Genomic DNA, 15,801 nt, shown 5'->3' with positions numbered 1-15,801 from the left:
TCGTCGATCTACCGCTCATAAAAAAACCGGCCACGTGGGCCGGTTTTTTTGTACCGCAACGTTGCGCCTTACAGGGCAGCAGCGTTCTCGGTCAGGTAAGCCGCAACGCCTTCTGGCGAAGCGTTCATGCCTTTGTCGCCTTTTTTCCAGTTGGCAGGGCAGACTTCGCCGTGCTCTTCGTGGAATTGCAGAGCGTCGACCAGACGGATCAGCTCTTCCATGTTACGGCCCAGCGGCAGGTCGTTGATGATCTGCGAGCGGACAACGCCTTTGTCGTCGATCAGGAAGGCGCCACGGAAAGCCACGCCGCCTTCGGATTCAACATCGTAAGCCTTGGCGATGTCGTGCTTCATGTCGGCAGCCATGGTGTATTTCACCTGGCCGATGCCGCCATTGTTCACTGGGGTGTTGCGCCAGGCGTTGTGGGTGAAGTGCGAGTCGATCGACACAGCGATCACTTCAACGTTGCGTGCCTTGAAGTCAGCCATGCGGTTGTCCAGAGCGATCAGCTCGGACGGGCAGACGAAGGTGAAGTCCAGTGGGTAGAAGAACACCAGGCCGTATTTGCCTTTGATGGCCGAGGACAGGGTGAAGCTGTCAACGATCTCGCCATTGCCGAGTACGGCCGGGACGGTGAAGTCTGGGGCTTGTTTGCCTACGAGTACGCTCATTGATATCTCCTGGTGTAGAAACTTGAAGTTCAGGGTCCGGGCCAGCCTGCCACCCTCAGGCGACAGCCCTGTGACACGAACCCCCTTCGCAAGGGCCGACCATCATACACTGCGTTTTTGGCCTGTCCTTAACGGTTTTTCGCAGTGGCCGATCACAGGGCTGCATTTACAGGGCCAGGCAGATCGCCAGTCATCACCGTTCGTCAGTCATGGGCCAATTCGGTGAAAAGGCCTCGCAAAGCACTTTGACAATCATTCTCGTTATTATTAAGATCCATCGCAATTGAGTCACAACCAGCGACGGTTCTCACTTATGTATGTTTGTCTCTGCACTGGCGTCACCGACGGACAGATCCGCGAAGCGATCTATGAAGGTTGCTGCAGCTATAAAGAAGTCCGCCAGGCCACCGGCGTCGCCAGCCAGTGCGGCAAATGTGCCTGCCTTGCCAAGGAAGTGGTTCGCGAAACTCTGACCAAGCTGCAAACCGCCCAGGCCGCGATTCCTTATCCAGTAGAATTTACTGCTGCGTAACTACCCCTATTCCAAAGAACCGGACTTATGTCCGGTTTTTTTATGCCTGTAAATCAAGCGCTTAGGCTCCAGACGCGGAACACAAACATTCTTATTCCGATTAATTTTCATATATTATTCAATAACTTAGGTTTGACACTTATAAGTACGAAGCTCAAACTCCGCCTTATATACAGCTATTACAGGGCAGGACTCCGATCATGAAAGGCGACATTACAGTCATCCAGCATCTCAACAAGATCCTTGCCAATGAGCTGGTCGCGATCAATCAGTACTTCCTGCATGCGCGCATGTATGAAGATTGGGGCCTGAACAAGCTGGGCAAGCACGAGTACAAAGAATCCATCGACGAGATGAAGCACGCGGACAAGCTGATCAAGCGCATCCTGTTCCTCGAAGGTCTTCCAAACGTGCAGGACCTGGGCAAGCTGCACATCGGCGAGCACACCCAGGAAATGCTGGAGTGCGACCTGCGTATCGAGAAGACCGGCCACGCTGACCTGAAAGCCGCAATTGCCCATTGCGAAACCGTTGCCGACTTTGGCAGCCGTGAGCTGCTCGAAGATATCCTCGAATCCGAAGAAGAACATATCGACTGGCTGGAAACCCAACTGGGCCTGATCGGCAAAGTCGGTCTTGAGAACTACCTGCAATCGCAGATGGGCGAAGAGTGATTTAACACTCGCCAAACTCAAGCCATTAAAAAGCCCCGCCCTCTTTCGAGGTGCGGGGCTTTTTATTGCCCTTTGTGGGAGCCTGGCTTGCCAGCGATGCAGACGCCGCGATTTTACAGAAACACCGCGTCATCGGTTTCGCGAGCAAGCTTTGCTCCTACAACCAAGGCATCAAGCTTCGGACTTGTTCGCAGCAGCCGCTTCAACAGCAGTCTTGATGGTGGTTTGCAACGAACCGTCTGCAGCCATCTCGGTCATGATATCGCTACCGCCGACCAGTTCACCGCCGACCCACAGTTGCGGGAAAGTCGGCCAGTTGGCGTACTTTGGCAGGTTGGCGCGGATTTCCGGGTTCTGCAGGATGTCCACGTACGCAAACTTTTCACCACACGCCATCACAGCCTGTGCAGCTTTCGCGGAAAAGCCACATTGTGGGGCATTCGGCGAGCCTTTCATGTAAAGCAGAATGGTGTTGTTGGCAATCTGCTCTTTAATCGTTTCGATGATATCCATGGAGCACCTCGGCTGAACTTTCCGACTCACGGGTCGGCACGGTGGCGCATTGTAACGGAATCCCGAGCGCCATGCTCGGTCTCCCCGACAGACATGCTCAAGCCGCCGCCACGGTCACCGGCACACCATTGAGCGCCGCGTTGCCGGACAGCTCGTCGAGCTGACATTCATCGGTCAGGTCATTGGCGCTCGACCCCGGTTGACTGCTGGCAATCGCCATCTGCACACCCGGACGCGCATGCCCCCAACCGTGCGGCAGGCTGACCACGCCTTTCATCATGTCGAGGCTGCCGAGCACTTCCACTTCAATCTGCCCGACCCGCGAACTCACCCGCACAAGCTGCCCATCGGTGAGCCCACGGCTGGCCAGGTCGTCCGGGTGCATCAGCAACTGGTGACGCGGCTTGCCCTTCACCAGACGGTGATAGTTGTGCATCCATGAATTGTTGCTGCGCACATGCCGGCGACCGATCATCAACAGTTCATCAGCGGCCGGTGCCTGCAGGGCGGTGAACCGCGCCAGGTCAGCGAGGATCTCTGGTGGCGCAGCCTGTACGCGTTGACTCGGCGTTTTCAGGCGCGCGGCCAGATTAGGCTTCAACGCGCCCAGATCCATTCCGTGGGGATGATCGAAAAGAGTCGCCAGGGAAAGTTTTTGCTCTGAGGCGTCACCGTACATCCCCATGCGCAGTCCCATGTCGATCATCTTCGCCGGCGGCAGGGTCGGCTTCAGTTCCTTGCCGGTTTTCTCGGCGAAGGCCTTGGCCAGACCGACAAAGATTTCCCAGTCATGCAATGCGCCCTCGGGCTTGCCGAGGATCGCCCGATTGAAACGGGTGACGTTGCGCACCGCGAACAGGTTGAACGTGGTGTCGTAGTGGTCGTTCTCCAGCGCCGAAGTCGACGGCAGAATCAGGTCGGCATAGCGCGTGGTTTCGTTGATGTACAGGTCAATGCTGACCATGAACTCCAGACCGTCCAGCGCTTGTTCGAGCTGCCGTCCATTGGGCGTCGACAGCACCGGATTGCCGGCCACGGTGATCAGCGCACGAATCTGCCCTTCGCCTGCGGTGAGCATTTCTTCAGCCAGCGCCGACACCGGCAATTCGCCGCCATATTCAGGACGCCCGGAAACACGACTTTGCCATTTGTTGAAATGCCCGCCCGAGGTCGACGCCACCAGATCCACTGCGGGCTCTGTGCACAGGGCCCCGCCAACGCGATCCAGATTACCGGTGACCAGATTGATCAACTGCACCACCCAGTGGCACAACGTGCCGAACGCCTGGGTGGAAACGCCCATCCGTCCATAACACACCGCACTCGGCGCGGCAGCGAAGTCGCGGGCCAATTGGCGGATTTGCTCGGCGGGCACCGCGCACAGCGGGCTCATGGCTTCGGCGGTAAAAGTCGAAACGGCCGCGCGCACTTCGTCGAGGCCATCCACCGGCAAATGGCTGTCACGGGTCAATCCCTCGCTAAACAGCGTGTTGAGTAACCCAAACAACAACGCCGCATCGCCCCCGGGACGCACGAACAAATGCTGATCGGCGATGGCCGCCGTTTCACTGCGTCGCGGATCGACCACCACCACTTTGCCGCCGCGTGCCTGAATCGCCTTAAGGCGTTTTTCGACGTCGGGCACCGTCATGATGCTGCCATTGGACGCGAGAGGATTGCCGCCCAGGATCAGCATGAAATTGGTGTGATCGATGTCGGGGATCGGCAGCAGCAAGCCGTGGCCGTACATCAGGTAACTGCTGAGGTGATGGGGCAATTGATCGACCGATGTCGCGGAATAGCGGTTGCGGGTTTTCAACAGGCCGAGGAAGTAATTGCTGTGGGTCATCAGCCCATAGTTGTGCACGCTCGGGTTGCCTTGATACACAGCCACTGAATTCTGCCCATGCCGCTCCTGGATCGCCGCCAGACGCTCGGCCACCAGTGCAAACGCCTCGTCCCACTCGATCGGCAGCCATTCGCTGCCAACCCGTCGCATCGGCTGGCGCAGGCGATCCGGATCGTTCTGAATGTCTTGCAGGGCCACGGCCTTGGGACAGATGTGCCCACGGCTGAAGGTGTCGAGGGCATCACCCTTGATCGACGTGATCGCGACAGCGCCATCGGTTTCGGTGGTCTCGATGGTCAAGCCGCAAATGGCTTCACACAGGTGGCAGGCACGGTGATGAAGAGTCTTGGTCATGGCCAGTCTCTGTTTTGTTCTGGGCAGGCAACAACGCCTGCGGGAACAAAACTATGGCCCGTGTGCCAAAACGGCGCCAGCGACGTTCGTCTTGTGAATCGGCGGCCATCAGGCGAGCCGATAGCCCGACGCGATCAATTGATCGGCAGAGAGGGTGGCGGTGCCAACTGGATTTCCTGAATGGTTTCGATCTGCTCGTGGGCGATGTGCACGCCGGTGAGTTCGCCGATCAGGCGCCAATGCTCGTCGAGCCCGGCACTGATGGTCGCCATGCGATCAATCATTTGACGGCTGGCGGCCTTGACCACTTCGTCCTCGCTGCGCAGCAGTTCAAAGGACATTGAGGTCATTGAAGCGGTGAGATGGGTCAAGGAGCGAGCCGTGTGGCCCAGCAAATCCATTAACAGTTGTTCTTTCGATTCCATGCGGAGGCTTCCTGCGTCGCTCGAAGGCTATTTATAACTCAGCACTTTGCTTTAGCAAATGTTTCAACGCGAACATCCGACCAAGCGATTGCGCGATCACCCGGTATTAAAGCGACCAGCGTGGCGCCATACCCGCCACGCCTGATTGCCAAGCCCGGTAAGGCCAGTGTACAAAGAGGTTCGCTGCTGTCCTGAACCCGGCTTCAAATGCGCGACTGCAACTTGCCGTCCGCCCTCCGAATCCCGCAAAAACCGTAGCCTATTGGAAAAACGCGACATTTAATGTCAATATCGCGCCTTCCCCTATTTCGTCGCCCTGTGCGGCTTACGCCGCAGGTCTCGCCCGTTGTTCCGATAAACAAGGCTTTGAGCATCTGCGGTTTGTAGCAAAAGGTAGTCAATGATGAGCGCAAGGCACTTTCTCTCCCTGATGGATTGCACGCCCGAAGAGCTGGTCAGCGTGATCCGTCGAGGCGTTGAGCTCAAGGACCTGCGTAACCGCGGCGTACTGTTCGAGCCTCTGAAAAACCGCGTGCTGGGGATGATCTTCGAGAAATCCTCGACCCGCACCCGGATCTCGTTCGAGGCCGGCATGATCCAGCTCGGCGGCCAGGCGATCTTTCTCTCGCCGCGCGACACGCAACTGGGCCGTGGCGAGCCGATCGGCGACTGCGCCATCGTCATGTCGAGCATGCTTGATGCGGTGATGATCCGTACGTTCGCGCACAGCACTCTCACCGAATTTGCCGCCAACTCGCGCGTGCCGGTGATCAACGGCCTGTCCGATGACCTGCACCCGTGCCAGTTGCTGGCCGACATGCAGACTTTTCTTGAGCATCGTGGCTCGATCCAGGGCAAGACCGTCGCCTGGATCGGCGACGGCAACAATATGTGCAACAGCTATATAGAAGCGGCGATCCAGTTCGACTTCCAGTTGCGCATCGCCTGCCCGGAAGGCTACGAGCCCCACCCGGAATTCGTCGCCAAGGCCGGCGATCGTGTGACCATCGTCCGCGATCCAAAGGATGCCGTGCGCGGCGCGCACCTGGTGAGCACCGACGTCTGGACCTCCATGGGCCAGGAAGAGGAAACCGCCAAGCGCCTCAAGTTGTTCGCACCGTTCCAGGTCAATCGTGCCCTGCTCGACCTCGCGGCCGAGGACGTGCTGTTCCTGCATTGCCTGCCCGCGCACCGTGGCGAAGAAATCAGTCTCGACCTGCTGGATGACCCGCGCTCCGTCGCTTGGGATCAGGCAGAAAACCGTCTCCACGCACAGAAGGCCTTGCTCGAGTTCCTCGTCGAACCGGCATATCACCACGCATGAGCCATGAATTACTGCTGAACCTGCGCAACCTCGCTTGCGGCTATCAGGACCAACGTGTGGTGCAGAACCTTAATCTGCACCTCAACGCCGGTGACATCGGTTGCCTGCTCGGCTCATCCGGCTGCGGCAAGACCACCACCCTGCGCGCGATTGCCGGTTTCGAACCGGTGCACGAGGGCGAAATCACCCTGGGCGGCGAGACCATTTCCAGCGCTGGCTTCACCCTAGCGCCGGAGAAACGCCGGATTGGCATGGTGTTTCAGGACTACGCGCTGTTTCCGCACCTGAGTGTCGCGGACAACATTGCCTTTGGCATTCGCAAGCACCCGAACAAAACGCGTGTCACCGAAGAGCTGCTGGAACTGGTCAACCTGAAGAACCTCGGCAAGCGCTTCCCGCACGAGCTCTCCGGTGGCCAGCAACAGCGCGTCGCCCTCGCCCGCGCCTTGGCGCCAGAGCCGCAATTGCTGCTGCTTGATGAACCCTTCTCCAACCTCGATGGCGAACTGCGACGCAAGCTCAGCCACGAAGTGCGCGACATCCTCAAGGCTCGTGGCACCAGCGCGATTCTGGTGACCCACGACCAGGAAGAAGCCTTTGCGGTGAGCGATCACGTCGGCGTTTTCAAGGAAGGTCGACTGGAGCAATGGGACACGCCGTACAACCTGTATCACGAACCGGCCACCCAGTTCGTGGCCAGTTTTATCGGTCAGGGCTACTTCATTCGCGGCCAGCTCGCCAGCCCGGAATCGGTACAAACCGAACTCGGCGAACTGCGCGGCAATCGGGCTTATACCTGGCCGATTGGCGGCGCGGTGGATGTGTTGCTGCGTCCGGATGACATCGTGTATGCACCGGATAGCGCGCTGAAGGCGCAGATTGTCGGCAAGACGTTCCAGGGCGCATCGACGCTGTATCGCCTGCAACTGCCGACCGGAGCACAACTTGAATCGATTTTCCCGAGCCACGCCGATCATCAGGTCGGTGCCGAGGTCGGTATTCGCGTTGCGGCCGAACATCTGGTGCTGTTCCAGGCCTCGGGTAGCACAGCGGCGCAGATTCCCGCGGTGGAAACCGGCGTTCGGCGCTACAGCACTGCTCTCTGACCTAAACATATCGACGGTGGGAACTCGCTCCCACCGTTGGTTTTGCATCAACCGAGCAATAGCGTGCCGCTCGCAACCAGCGTCGCATTTCCGCCAATCTTCACCCGCTCCCCCTCGAACCGACAGAACAACTCCCCGCCTCGTGCCGAACGCTGACACGCGGTCAGACTCGATTTGCCCAGACGCTTCGACCAGTAAGGGATCAGGCTGCAATGAGTCGAACCGGTCACCGGGTCTTCATTGATGCCAATCGCCGGAGCGAAATAACGCGAGACGAAATCGTGCTGATTGCCGCGCGCCGTGACGATAGCGCCCAACCACGGCAGTTTGGCCAACGCGACCATGTCCGGCGTGCACTCGAGCACCGCCTGCTCCGATTCAAGCACCACGAACAGTTCGTTGGAGCCCAGCACATCCACCGCCTCGACACCCAGCGCACGCTCGACATCCAGCGTCACACCAATCTCCGACGGCACAATCGAGGGAAAATCCAGCCACAGACGACCCTCCTCACGGCTTACGCTCAGCGGCCCGGACTTGCAGGTGAAGTCGATACGTTCAGCACTTTCCTTGTAGATTTCGAACAGCACATAAGCGCTGGCCAGCGTCGCGTGACCGCACAACGGCACCTCGGTGGTCGGGGTAAACCAGCGAATATGCCAAGCCTGGCCTTCTCGCACCATAAATGCGGTTTCCGCCAGATTGTGTTCGGCGGCGATTTTCTGCATCAACTCATCGGCGAGCCACGCGTCGAGCCGATAGACCATCGCCGGATTGCCACTGAACGGCCGATCACTGAACGCGTCGATCTGATGAAATTCGAGCTGCATAACCTTCTCCCTAAGTCAGTCGGCAGAGCATGCAACCACGATGAAATCAGCGCCAGTGACAGATCCGGCGAAATTTCTTCATACAGCGCAAATGAATCTCACGCTCGGCCGATATCGGCAAATTTCGCTTGGGTGTGTTCAGCAAGTATTGTCGGCGCCAACTCGACTTCCAGCCCTCGCCGACCGGCACTGACATAAATAGTCGCAAAGCGCTGAGCTGAATTGTCAATAAAGGTGCGAAGGCGCTTTTTCTGCCCCAAGGGGCTGATACCACCCAACAAATACCCGGTGGAGCGCTGAGCCGCCGCCGGGTCTGCCATCTCGGCTTTTTTCACGCCAGCGGCATGGGCCAAGCCTTTGAGGTCGAGGCTTCCGACGACCGGCACCACCGCCACCAGCAGTTCGCCTTTTTCACTGGCCGCCAGCAGCGTCTTGAACACCTGCGCAGGTTCAAGGCCAAGCTTCTCTGCGGCCTCCAGCCCATAAGACGCGGCCTTGGGATCATGTTCGTAACTGTGCACGCGATGTTCGGCACGAACTTTTTTCAACAGGTCCAACGCAGGGGTCATAGCAACTCCAGGCTCGGCAGTGGCGGGAAATTCCTGCGCCGAATTCTAGGCCATCACATCACAAAAGGCTCTATTACAAGCCACGTTTCCCGCGGCCTGCCGGCATTCCGAGCACGCATCTCGGCGGTGACGGCACAGAATCATTCACACCACGAATAGTTACATTGTGACCGACAGTTCACTTTCGACCTTTGACAGGTTTGTTTCTTGTCTATATTTTTTCGAATCTGAATAATGTAAAAATTGCGGTCATCGCAGCACCCAGCAGTAAACCGGGAACAGGATGGGGATCCTGCCTCGGAGAAAATCGCGCCTTGCCCTGTCGGCAACGCGCCAGACAACAACAAAAATCGAGGTTTTCAATGACAACTGCTTTACAGCAACCATCGCTCTCAGGCCAATGCATGGCCGAGTTCCTGGGTACTGCACTCCTGATCTTCTTCGGCACCGGTTGTGTCGCCGCGCTCAAAGTCGCGGGCGCCAGCTTCGGCCTGTGGGAAATCAGCATCATCTGGGGCGTCGGCGTAAGCATGGCGATCTACCTCACTGCCGGGGTTTCCGGCGCGCACCTGAACCCGGCCGTGAGCATTGCCCTGACAATCTTCGCCGATTTCGAAAAGCGCAAACTGCCGTTCTACATCCTTGCGCAAATTGCCGGCGCCTTCTGCGGTGCGCTGTTGGTTTACACGCTGTACAGCAACCTTTTCTTCGATTTCGAACAAACCCATCAAATGGTTCGTGGCTCGGCCGCCAGCCTTGAGCTGGCGTCGGTGTTCTCCACCTTCCCGAACCCGGTGCTTTCCACCGCCCAGGCGTTCCTGGTCGAGATGATCATTACCGCGATCCTGATGGGCGTGATCATGGCCCTGACCGATGACAACAACGGACTGCCACGCGGCCCGATGGCACCGTTGCTGATCGGTTTGCTGATTGCGGTGATTGGCAGCTCGATGGGCCCGCTGACCGGTTTTGCGATGAACCCGGCGCGTGATTTTGGTCCGAAACTGATGACTTTCTTCACAGGCTGGGGTGAAATTTCCTTCACTGGCGGCCGTGATATTCCGTATTTCCTGATTCCGATTTTTGCACCGATTGTCGGTGCCTGCCTCGGCGCTGCCGGGTATCGCGGGCTCATCGCCCGTCACCTGACCGGCGCCACACCTGCTACAAAGGATGCAGAACCGGCCATTGACGGCAAACCAAGAACTTCTTGAAACAGTCGGCGCAGGTTCCTGCCCTATAGAACCTGCGCCACGGCCCACTCTCCCTTATTTCGTCCAAGGCAATCGACATGACCGACATTCAGAATAAGAACTACATCATTGCCCTCGATCAGGGCACGACCAGCTCCCGCGCGATCATTTTCGACCGCGATGCGAACGTGGTCTGCACCGCGCAGCGCGAATTCGCCCAGCATTACCCGCAAGCCGGCTGGGTCGAACACGACCCGATGGAAATCTTCGCCACCCAGAGCGCCGTCATGGTCGAAGCGCTGGCCCAGGCCGGTCTGCATCACGATCAGGTCGCCGCCATCGGCATCACCAACCAGCGTGAAACCACCGTAGTCTGGGACAAGACCACCGGCCGTCCGGTCTACAACGCCATCGTCTGGCAGTGCCGCCGCAGCACCGAGATCTGCCAGCAGCTCAAGCGCGATGGCCACGAAGAGTACATCCGTGACACCACGGGCCTGGTCACCGACCCGTACTTCTCCGGCACCAAATTGAAGTGGATCCTCGACAACGTCGAAGGCAGCCGCGAGCGTGCGCGCAACGGCGAATTGCTGTTCGGCACCGTCGATAGCTGGCTGATCTGGAAATTCACCGGCGGCAAGGTGCACGTCACCGACTACACCAACGCCTCGCGCACCATGCTCTTCAACATTCACTCGCTTGAGTGGGACGCGAAGATGCTGGAGATCCTCGACATCCCGCGCGAAATGCTCCCGGAAGTGAAAGCCTCGTCCGAGATCTACGGCCGCACCAAAAGCGGCATTGCCATCGGCGGTATCGCCGGTGACCAGCAAGCGGCGTTGTTCGGCCAGATGTGCGTTGAGCCGGGCCAAGCGAAAAACACCTATGGCACCGGCTGCTTCCTGCTGATGAACACCGGCGACAAGGCAGTGAAATCCAAGCACGGCATGCTCACCACCATCGCTTGCGGCCCGCGCGGCGAAGTCGCTTATGCGCTGGAAGGTGCGGTGTTCAACGGTGGTTCGACTGTGCAGTGGCTGCGCGATGAGCTGAAAATCATCAACGACGCCCACGACACCGAATACTTCGCCAACAAGGTCAAGGACAGCAACGGCGTGTACCTGGTACCGGCCTTTACCGGTCTCGGCGCTCCCTACTGGGACCCGTATGCCCGTGGCGCGCTGTTCGGCCTGACTCGCGGTGTACGCGTGGATCACATCATCCGCGCCGCGCTGGAATCGATCGCCTACCAGACTCGCGACGTCCTCGACGCCATGCAACAGGACTCCGGCGAACGCCTCAAAGCCCTGCGCGTAGACGGCGGCGCGGTGGCGAACAACTTCCTCATGCAGTTCCAGGCCGACATCCTCGGCACCCAGGTCGAGCGCCCGCAAATGCGCGAAACCACGGCACTGGGCGCGGCGTATCTGGCCGGTCTGGCGTGCGGCTTCTGGGGCAGCCTGGATGAACTGCGTGGCAAAGCAGTGATCGAGCGAGAGTTCGAACCGAGCCTGGACGAAGTCGAGAAAGAGAAGTTGTACAAAGGCTGGAAAAAAGCCGTCAGCCGCACCCGTGACTGGGCGCGTGAGGACGCTGAATAAGCCAGTCTGAAGACTGACTAAAGCTGGAAACTGGTCGGGAGGAGATTCCTGCGGCATCATGGGCAAATTTTGCACGGCAGCCCAAAGGAAGCCCCATGAATCTGCCTCCCCGTCAGCAGCAAATCCTCGAGCTGGTCCGCGAACGCGGCTATGTGAGCATCGAGGAAATGGCCACGCTGTTCGTTGTTACCCCGCAAACCATCCGCCGCGACATCAATCAGCTCGCGGAAGCCAATCTGCTGCGTCGTTACCACGGCGGCGCTGCCTATGATTCCAGCGTCGAAAACACTGCCTATGCGATGCGCGCCGATCAGATGCGCGATGAAAAACAACGCATTGGTGAAGCCATCGCCGCACAGATTCCCGATCATGCCTCGCTGTTTATCAACATCGGCACCACCACCGAATCGATTGCCCGCGCCCTGCTCAACCACAACCACCTGAAAATCATCACCAATAACCTGCACGTGGCGTCGATGCTCAGTGCCAAGGATGATTTCGATGTGCTGCTGACCGGTGGCAATGTCCGTCGCGATGGCGGTGTGGTGGGTCAGGCGAGTGTGGATTTCATCAATCAGTTCAAGGTTGATTTCGCGCTGGTCGGTATCAGTGGTATCGACGAGGACGGCAGTCTGCTCGACTTCGATTATCAGGAGGTACGGGTTTCACAAGCGATCATTGCCAATGCACGCCAGGTGATTCTGGCAGCGGACTCGAGCAAGTTCGGACGTAACGCGATGATCCGGCTCGGACCGATCAGCCTGATTGATTGCCTGGTGACCGACCAGCAACCGGTGCCGGCATTGGCGCAGTTGTTGAGTCAGCACAAGATTCGGCTGGAAGTGGTTTAACCCCCCCTAATCTTCATTTGCTGCGCCGACGCCTTCGCGAGCAGGCTCGTTCCCACATTGGAATGCATTTCAAACTGTGGGAGCGAGCCTGCTCGCGAAGGCAATCGAGTAAACAGCACACCTCTAGCGCCCCTTCGCGCATTTAATGTTCGGAAATTTTCCTTTGCCGGCCCTTCGATGAGTTTTTTCAATCGAATGCGACTGGCTGTGCGCGTGTTTATGGGCTACCATTTTCGCAAATGAACATTAATGTTCGAATTCAAATATAGAAAATCAAAAGAGCCCGAGGCCAGCCGATGTCTACATCTACCTTGCGTACGCCCCCTATCTCCGAGATCTACGATATCGCCGTCATTGGTGGCGGGATCAATGGGGTGGGGATCGCAGCGGATGCCGCCGGTCGCGGCCTCTCGGTGTTCCTTTGCGAAAAGGATGACTTGGCCAGCCACACCTCGTCGGCCAGCAGCAAGCTGATTCACGGGGGCCTGCGCTATCTCGAACATTACGAGTTCCGCTTGGTGCGTGAAGCGCTGGCTGAACGCGAAGTGTTGCTTGCCAAGGCCCCGCACATCGTCAAGCCGATGCGCTTCGTACTGCCGCACCGTCCGCACCTGCGTCCGGCGTGGATGATTCGTGCCGGTCTGTTCCTGTACGACAACCTCGGCAAGCGCGAAAAACTCGCCGGTTCGCGCAGTCTTAAGTTCGGCGCCGACAGCGCACTGAACAGCGAAATCACCAAAGGCTTCGAATACTCCGATTGCTGGGTCGACGACGCCCGCCTCGTGGTACTGAACGCCATGGCTGCGCGGGAAAAAGGCGCCCATGTGCACACTCAGACCCGTTGCGTCAGCGCCCGCCGCGCCAAAGGCTTGTGGCATCTGAATCTTGAGCGCGCCGACGGCAGCCTGTTCTCGATCACCGCCAAAGCACTGGTCAACGCCGCGGGCCCATGGGTTGCCAAGTTCATTCGCGATGACCTGAAGATGGAATCGCCATACGGCATCCGTCTGATTCAGGGCAGCCACATCATCGTGCCGAAGCTGTACGAAGGTGAACATGCGCACATTCTGCAAAACGAAGATCAGCGCATCGTTTTCACCATTCCGTACCTCAACCACTTCACCTTGATCGGTACCACCGACCGCGAGTACACCGGCGACCCCGCCAAAGTGGCGATCACCGACGGCGAAACCGATTACCTGCTGAAAGTGGTCAACGCACACTTCAAGAAGCAAGTCAGCCGCGACGACATCCAGCACAGCTACTCGGGTGTGCGTCCGCTGTGCAACGACGAGTCCGATAACCCGTCGGCCGTGACGCGCGATTACACCTTGGCATTGTCCGGTGGCGGTGAAGAAGCACCGCTGTTGTCGGTATTCGGCGGCAAGCTAACCACCTACCGCAAACTCGCCGAGTCGGCGATGGCGCAGTTAATGCCGCACTTGACCCAGATGCGCCCGAGCTGGACGGCTTCGGCGACCCTGCCCGGCGGCGAAGACATGACCACCCCGCAGGCCTTGAGCGCGTTGATCCGCGACAAGTTCGACTTCGTGCCAACCGAGATCGCCCGCCGCTGGTCCACCACCTACGGCAGCCGCACCTGGCGCATGCTCGAAGGTGTGGAAAGCCTCGCGGACATGGGTGAACACATTGGTGGCGGGCTCTACACCCGCGAAGTCGACTACCTGTGCAGCGAAGAGTGGGCAACGACCGCGCACGATATTCTGTGGCGCCGCAGCAAGCTGGGGCTGTTCACCACTCCTGCCGAGCAGGAGAAACTGGCGGCGTATCTGGGTAAGGTCGAGCAGAATCGCAAGATTGAAGCGGCTTGATATAACCATCGCTTAAATGAAAGCCCCTGAATTGTGAGATTCAGGGGCTTTTTTTATGTGGGTTCAGTTGCCTCACCCCGGCCCTCTCCCCTCTGCGCGGTCCAACGTTTCGGAAGGGCCAGGGTAAGAGGCCTCCCAACCATTCGGTTTTCCGAACGCGACTTTGCGGTCGATTCGGTTAACCGGATCAGATACGCCAAAAAAATCCGCCACAAAAGTTTAATAGCGTTATAAATCAGAGCTTTAGGTGTTATCGACTGGTATGGCACGACTCATGCTCTACACTCTCTCGACGAATGCCTGTTGTGCCAACACTTCAGGAGCCGTCAGGCATTCGAAGCACAAAAGGGCCGACAAACTGGCTCCATAAAAAAAACAATGTCGAGGAAAATTTGATGCGCATCGTTCCCCATATCCTGGGCGCAGCCATTGCTGCCGCTCTGATCAGCACGCCAGTTTTCGCCGCCGAACTCACCGGCACCCTGAAGAAGATTAAAGAGTCCGGTGTCATCACCCTGGGCCACCGCGATGCCTCCATCCCGTTTTCCTACATCGCTGACGCCTCCGGCAAACCGGTCGGCTACTCCCACGATATCCAGCTGGCTATCGTCGAAGCGATCAAGAAAGACCTCGACCTTCCAAATCTGCAGGTCAAATACAACCTGGTGACCTCGCAAACCCGTATCCCGCTGGTGCAGAACGGCACCGTGGACGTCGAGTGCGGCTCCACCACCAACAACGTCGAGCGTCAGCAGCAGGTTGACTTCTCCGTCGGCATCTTCGAAATCGGTACCCGTCTGCTGTCCAAGGTTGACTCCAAGTACAAAGATTTCGACGACCTCAAAGGCAAGAACGTCGTGACCACCGCCGGCACCACGTCCGAGCGCATCCTCAAGGCGATGAATGCCGACAAGCAGATGGGCATGAACGTCATCTCCGCCAAAGACCACGGTGAATCCTTCCAGATGCTGGAATCGGGCCGTGCCGTTGCGTTCATGATGGACGATGCACTGCTGGCCGGCGAAGCGGCCAAGGCCAAGAAAGCCACCGATTGGGCCGTGACCGGTACTCCACAGTCCTACGAAATCTACGGCTGCATGATGCGCAAGGGCGACGAGCCGTTCAAAAAGGCTGTGGATGACGCCATCAAGGCGACCTACGCATCGGGCGCGATCACCAAGATCTACGACAAGTGGTTCATGGCGCCGATTCCACCAAAAGGCCTGAACCTGAACTTCCCGATGAGCGACGAGCTCAAGGCTCTGATCGCCAATCCGACCGATAAAGCGGCTGACGACAAGAAATCCTGATTTCTGACTAACCTTATCTCCTGAAGGGGCTCGGCCCTTTCAGGAGTTTGTCACTCCCTGCTGGCACATTCTGGAAACACTCGAACCGGTGGCTGTCGAGCCGATCGCGTGTGCCTGATCTTCACGATCAGAGGGAACGGAGTTTCCCAGGCGGGCACTTGTATATC

15 protein-coding genes are annotated in these 15,801 nt (G+C 58.2%); 9 read left to right on the top strand and 6 right to left on the bottom strand.

From position 1 onward, the window contains the following. Positions 1-68: 68 nt before the first annotated feature. Entirely contained in the window at positions 69-671 is a 603-nt protein-coding gene (locus AB4P91_RS11635) for a peroxiredoxin (RefSeq protein WP_003227723.1), read from the bottom strand. Between the two features lie 313 nt (positions 672-984). On the opposite strand from AB4P91_RS11635, the gene AB4P91_RS11630 reads away from it, so the two are divergent. Both AB4P91_RS11630 and bfr read left to right on the top strand, forming a co-directional pair. Continuing rightward, positions 985-1,203, top strand: coding sequence for a bacterioferritin-associated ferredoxin (locus AB4P91_RS11630; protein WP_003227725.1), 219 nt, complete (start codon positions 985-987; stop codon positions 1,201-1,203). Between the two features lie 200 nt (positions 1,204-1,403). Further along, positions 1,404-1,877, top strand: a complete 474-nt coding sequence (bfr, locus tag AB4P91_RS11625) for a bacterioferritin (RefSeq protein ID WP_150686952.1) — start codon at positions 1,404-1,406, stop codon at positions 1,875-1,877. A gap of 171 nt (positions 1,878-2,048) precedes the next feature. Here bfr and grxD read toward each other — a convergent pair whose 3' ends face one another. From grxD to AB4P91_RS11610, 3 genes are all read right to left on the bottom strand, one after another. Beyond that, positions 2,049-2,390, bottom strand: a complete 342-nt coding sequence (grxD, locus tag AB4P91_RS11620; RefSeq protein ID WP_150592783.1) for a Grx4 family monothiol glutaredoxin — start codon at positions 2,388-2,390, stop codon at positions 2,049-2,051. A 97-nt stretch (positions 2,391-2,487) separates the two neighbouring features. Next, positions 2,488-4,593: a molybdopterin oxidoreductase family protein gene (locus AB4P91_RS11615; RefSeq protein ID WP_395604832.1), complete on the bottom strand. Its 2,106-nt coding sequence runs from the start codon at positions 4,591-4,593 to the stop codon at positions 2,488-2,490. 134 nt (positions 4,594-4,727) lie between these two features. Further along, a complete protein-coding gene (locus tag AB4P91_RS11610; RefSeq protein WP_150592781.1) occupies positions 4,728-5,018 on the bottom strand; it encodes a hypothetical protein in 291 nt (96 codons plus the stop codon). Between the two features lie 403 nt (positions 5,019-5,421). On the opposite strand from AB4P91_RS11610, the gene argF reads away from it, so the two are divergent. Then, positions 5,422-6,342, top strand: a complete 921-nt coding sequence (argF, locus tag AB4P91_RS11605; RefSeq protein ID WP_150592780.1) for an ornithine carbamoyltransferase — start codon at positions 5,422-5,424, stop codon at positions 6,340-6,342. Then, a complete protein-coding gene (locus AB4P91_RS11600; protein ID WP_150592779.1) occupies positions 6,339-7,448 on the top strand; it encodes an ABC transporter ATP-binding protein in 1,110 nt (369 codons plus the stop codon). Before argF ends, AB4P91_RS11600 begins: the two co-directional genes overlap by 4 nt. A gap of 47 nt (positions 7,449-7,495) precedes the next feature. Here the strand turns inward: AB4P91_RS11600 and AB4P91_RS11595 are convergent, their stop codons facing one another. Both AB4P91_RS11595 and ybaK read right to left on the bottom strand, forming a co-directional pair. Then, positions 7,496-8,278: a PhzF family phenazine biosynthesis protein gene (locus tag AB4P91_RS11595; protein WP_150592778.1), complete on the bottom strand. Its 783-nt coding sequence runs from the start codon at positions 8,276-8,278 to the stop codon at positions 7,496-7,498. 98 nt (positions 8,279-8,376) lie between these two features. Next, on the bottom strand, positions 8,377-8,847 hold the full coding sequence (gene ybaK / locus AB4P91_RS11590; RefSeq protein ID WP_150686955.1) for a Cys-tRNA(Pro) deacylase: 471 nt from the start codon (positions 8,845-8,847) through the stop codon (positions 8,377-8,379). A gap of 362 nt (positions 8,848-9,209) precedes the next feature. On the opposite strand from ybaK, the gene AB4P91_RS11585 reads away from it, so the two are divergent. The 5 genes from AB4P91_RS11585 (at position 9,210) to AB4P91_RS11565 (ending at position 15,634) form a co-directional block, all read left to right on the top strand. Then, positions 9,210-10,061, top strand: coding sequence for an MIP/aquaporin family protein (locus AB4P91_RS11585; RefSeq protein ID WP_395604831.1), 852 nt, complete (start codon positions 9,210-9,212; stop codon positions 10,059-10,061). A 77-nt stretch (positions 10,062-10,138) separates the two neighbouring features. Next, the gene (gene glpK, locus AB4P91_RS11580) at positions 10,139-11,641 is read left to right on the top strand and encodes a glycerol kinase GlpK (protein WP_150592775.1); all 1,503 of its coding nucleotides are present in this window, start codon (positions 10,139-10,141) and stop codon (positions 11,639-11,641) included. Between the two features lie 95 nt (positions 11,642-11,736). Next, the gene (locus AB4P91_RS11575; RefSeq protein WP_007916700.1) at positions 11,737-12,492 is read left to right on the top strand and encodes a DeoR/GlpR family transcriptional regulator; all 756 of its coding nucleotides are present in this window, start codon (positions 11,737-11,739) and stop codon (positions 12,490-12,492) included. A gap of 296 nt (positions 12,493-12,788) precedes the next feature. Beyond that, positions 12,789-14,324, top strand: a complete 1,536-nt coding sequence (gene glpD / locus AB4P91_RS11570) for a glycerol-3-phosphate dehydrogenase (RefSeq protein WP_395604830.1) — start codon at positions 12,789-12,791, stop codon at positions 14,322-14,324. A 395-nt stretch (positions 14,325-14,719) separates the two neighbouring features. Continuing rightward, positions 14,720-15,634, top strand: coding sequence for a glutamate/aspartate ABC transporter substrate-binding protein (locus AB4P91_RS11565; RefSeq protein WP_042560751.1), 915 nt, complete (start codon positions 14,720-14,722; stop codon positions 15,632-15,634). Positions 15,635-15,801: the final 167 nt, after the last annotated feature.

The organism is Pseudomonas sp. B21128 (genome assembly GCF_044218865.1).
Lineage (GTDB): Bacteria > Pseudomonadota > Gammaproteobacteria > Pseudomonadales > Pseudomonadaceae > Aquipseudomonas > Aquipseudomonas iridis.
Note: the sequence above shows the minus strand (reverse complement) of the source record. Positions and strands in the feature narration are given on the sequence as shown.

Bases quoted from the DNA above. Each gene is read 5' to 3' on its own strand.
- ybaK (WP_150686955.1), bottom strand. From the start codon at position 8,847: ATGACCCCTGCGTTGGACCTGTTGAAAAAAGTTCGTGCCGAACATCGC.
- AB4P91_RS11635 (WP_003227723.1), bottom strand. From the start codon at position 671: ATGAGCGTACTCGTAGGCAAACAAGCCCCAGACTTCACCGTCCCGGCC.
- AB4P91_RS11595 (WP_150592778.1), bottom strand. From the start codon at position 8,278: ATGCAGCTCGAATTTCATCAGATCGACGCGTTCAGTGATCGGCCGTTC.
- AB4P91_RS11630 (WP_003227725.1), top strand. From the start codon at position 985: ATGTATGTTTGTCTCTGCACTGGCGTCACCGACGGACAGATCCGCGAA.
- argF (WP_150592780.1), top strand. From the start codon at position 5,422: ATGAGCGCAAGGCACTTTCTCTCCCTGATGGATTGCACGCCCGAAGAG.
- grxD (WP_150592783.1), bottom strand. From the start codon at position 2,390: ATGGATATCATCGAAACGATTAAAGAGCAGATTGCCAACAACACCATT.
- AB4P91_RS11610 (WP_150592781.1), bottom strand. From the start codon at position 5,018: ATGGAATCGAAAGAACAACTGTTAATGGATTTGCTGGGCCACACGGCT.
- AB4P91_RS11575 (WP_007916700.1), top strand. From the start codon at position 11,737: ATGAATCTGCCTCCCCGTCAGCAGCAAATCCTCGAGCTGGTCCGCGAA.
- AB4P91_RS11600 (WP_150592779.1), top strand. From the start codon at position 6,339: ATGAGCCATGAATTACTGCTGAACCTGCGCAACCTCGCTTGCGGCTAT.
- AB4P91_RS11565 (WP_042560751.1), top strand. From the start codon at position 14,720: ATGCGCATCGTTCCCCATATCCTGGGCGCAGCCATTGCTGCCGCTCTG.
- AB4P91_RS11615 (WP_395604832.1), bottom strand. From the start codon at position 4,593: ATGACCAAGACTCTTCATCACCGTGCCTGCCACCTGTGTGAAGCCATT.
- glpD (WP_395604830.1), top strand. From the start codon at position 12,789: ATGTCTACATCTACCTTGCGTACGCCCCCTATCTCCGAGATCTACGAT.
- glpK (WP_150592775.1), top strand. From the start codon at position 10,139: ATGACCGACATTCAGAATAAGAACTACATCATTGCCCTCGATCAGGGC.
- bfr (WP_150686952.1), top strand. From the start codon at position 1,404: ATGAAAGGCGACATTACAGTCATCCAGCATCTCAACAAGATCCTTGCC.
- AB4P91_RS11585 (WP_395604831.1), top strand. From the start codon at position 9,210: ATGACAACTGCTTTACAGCAACCATCGCTCTCAGGCCAATGCATGGCC.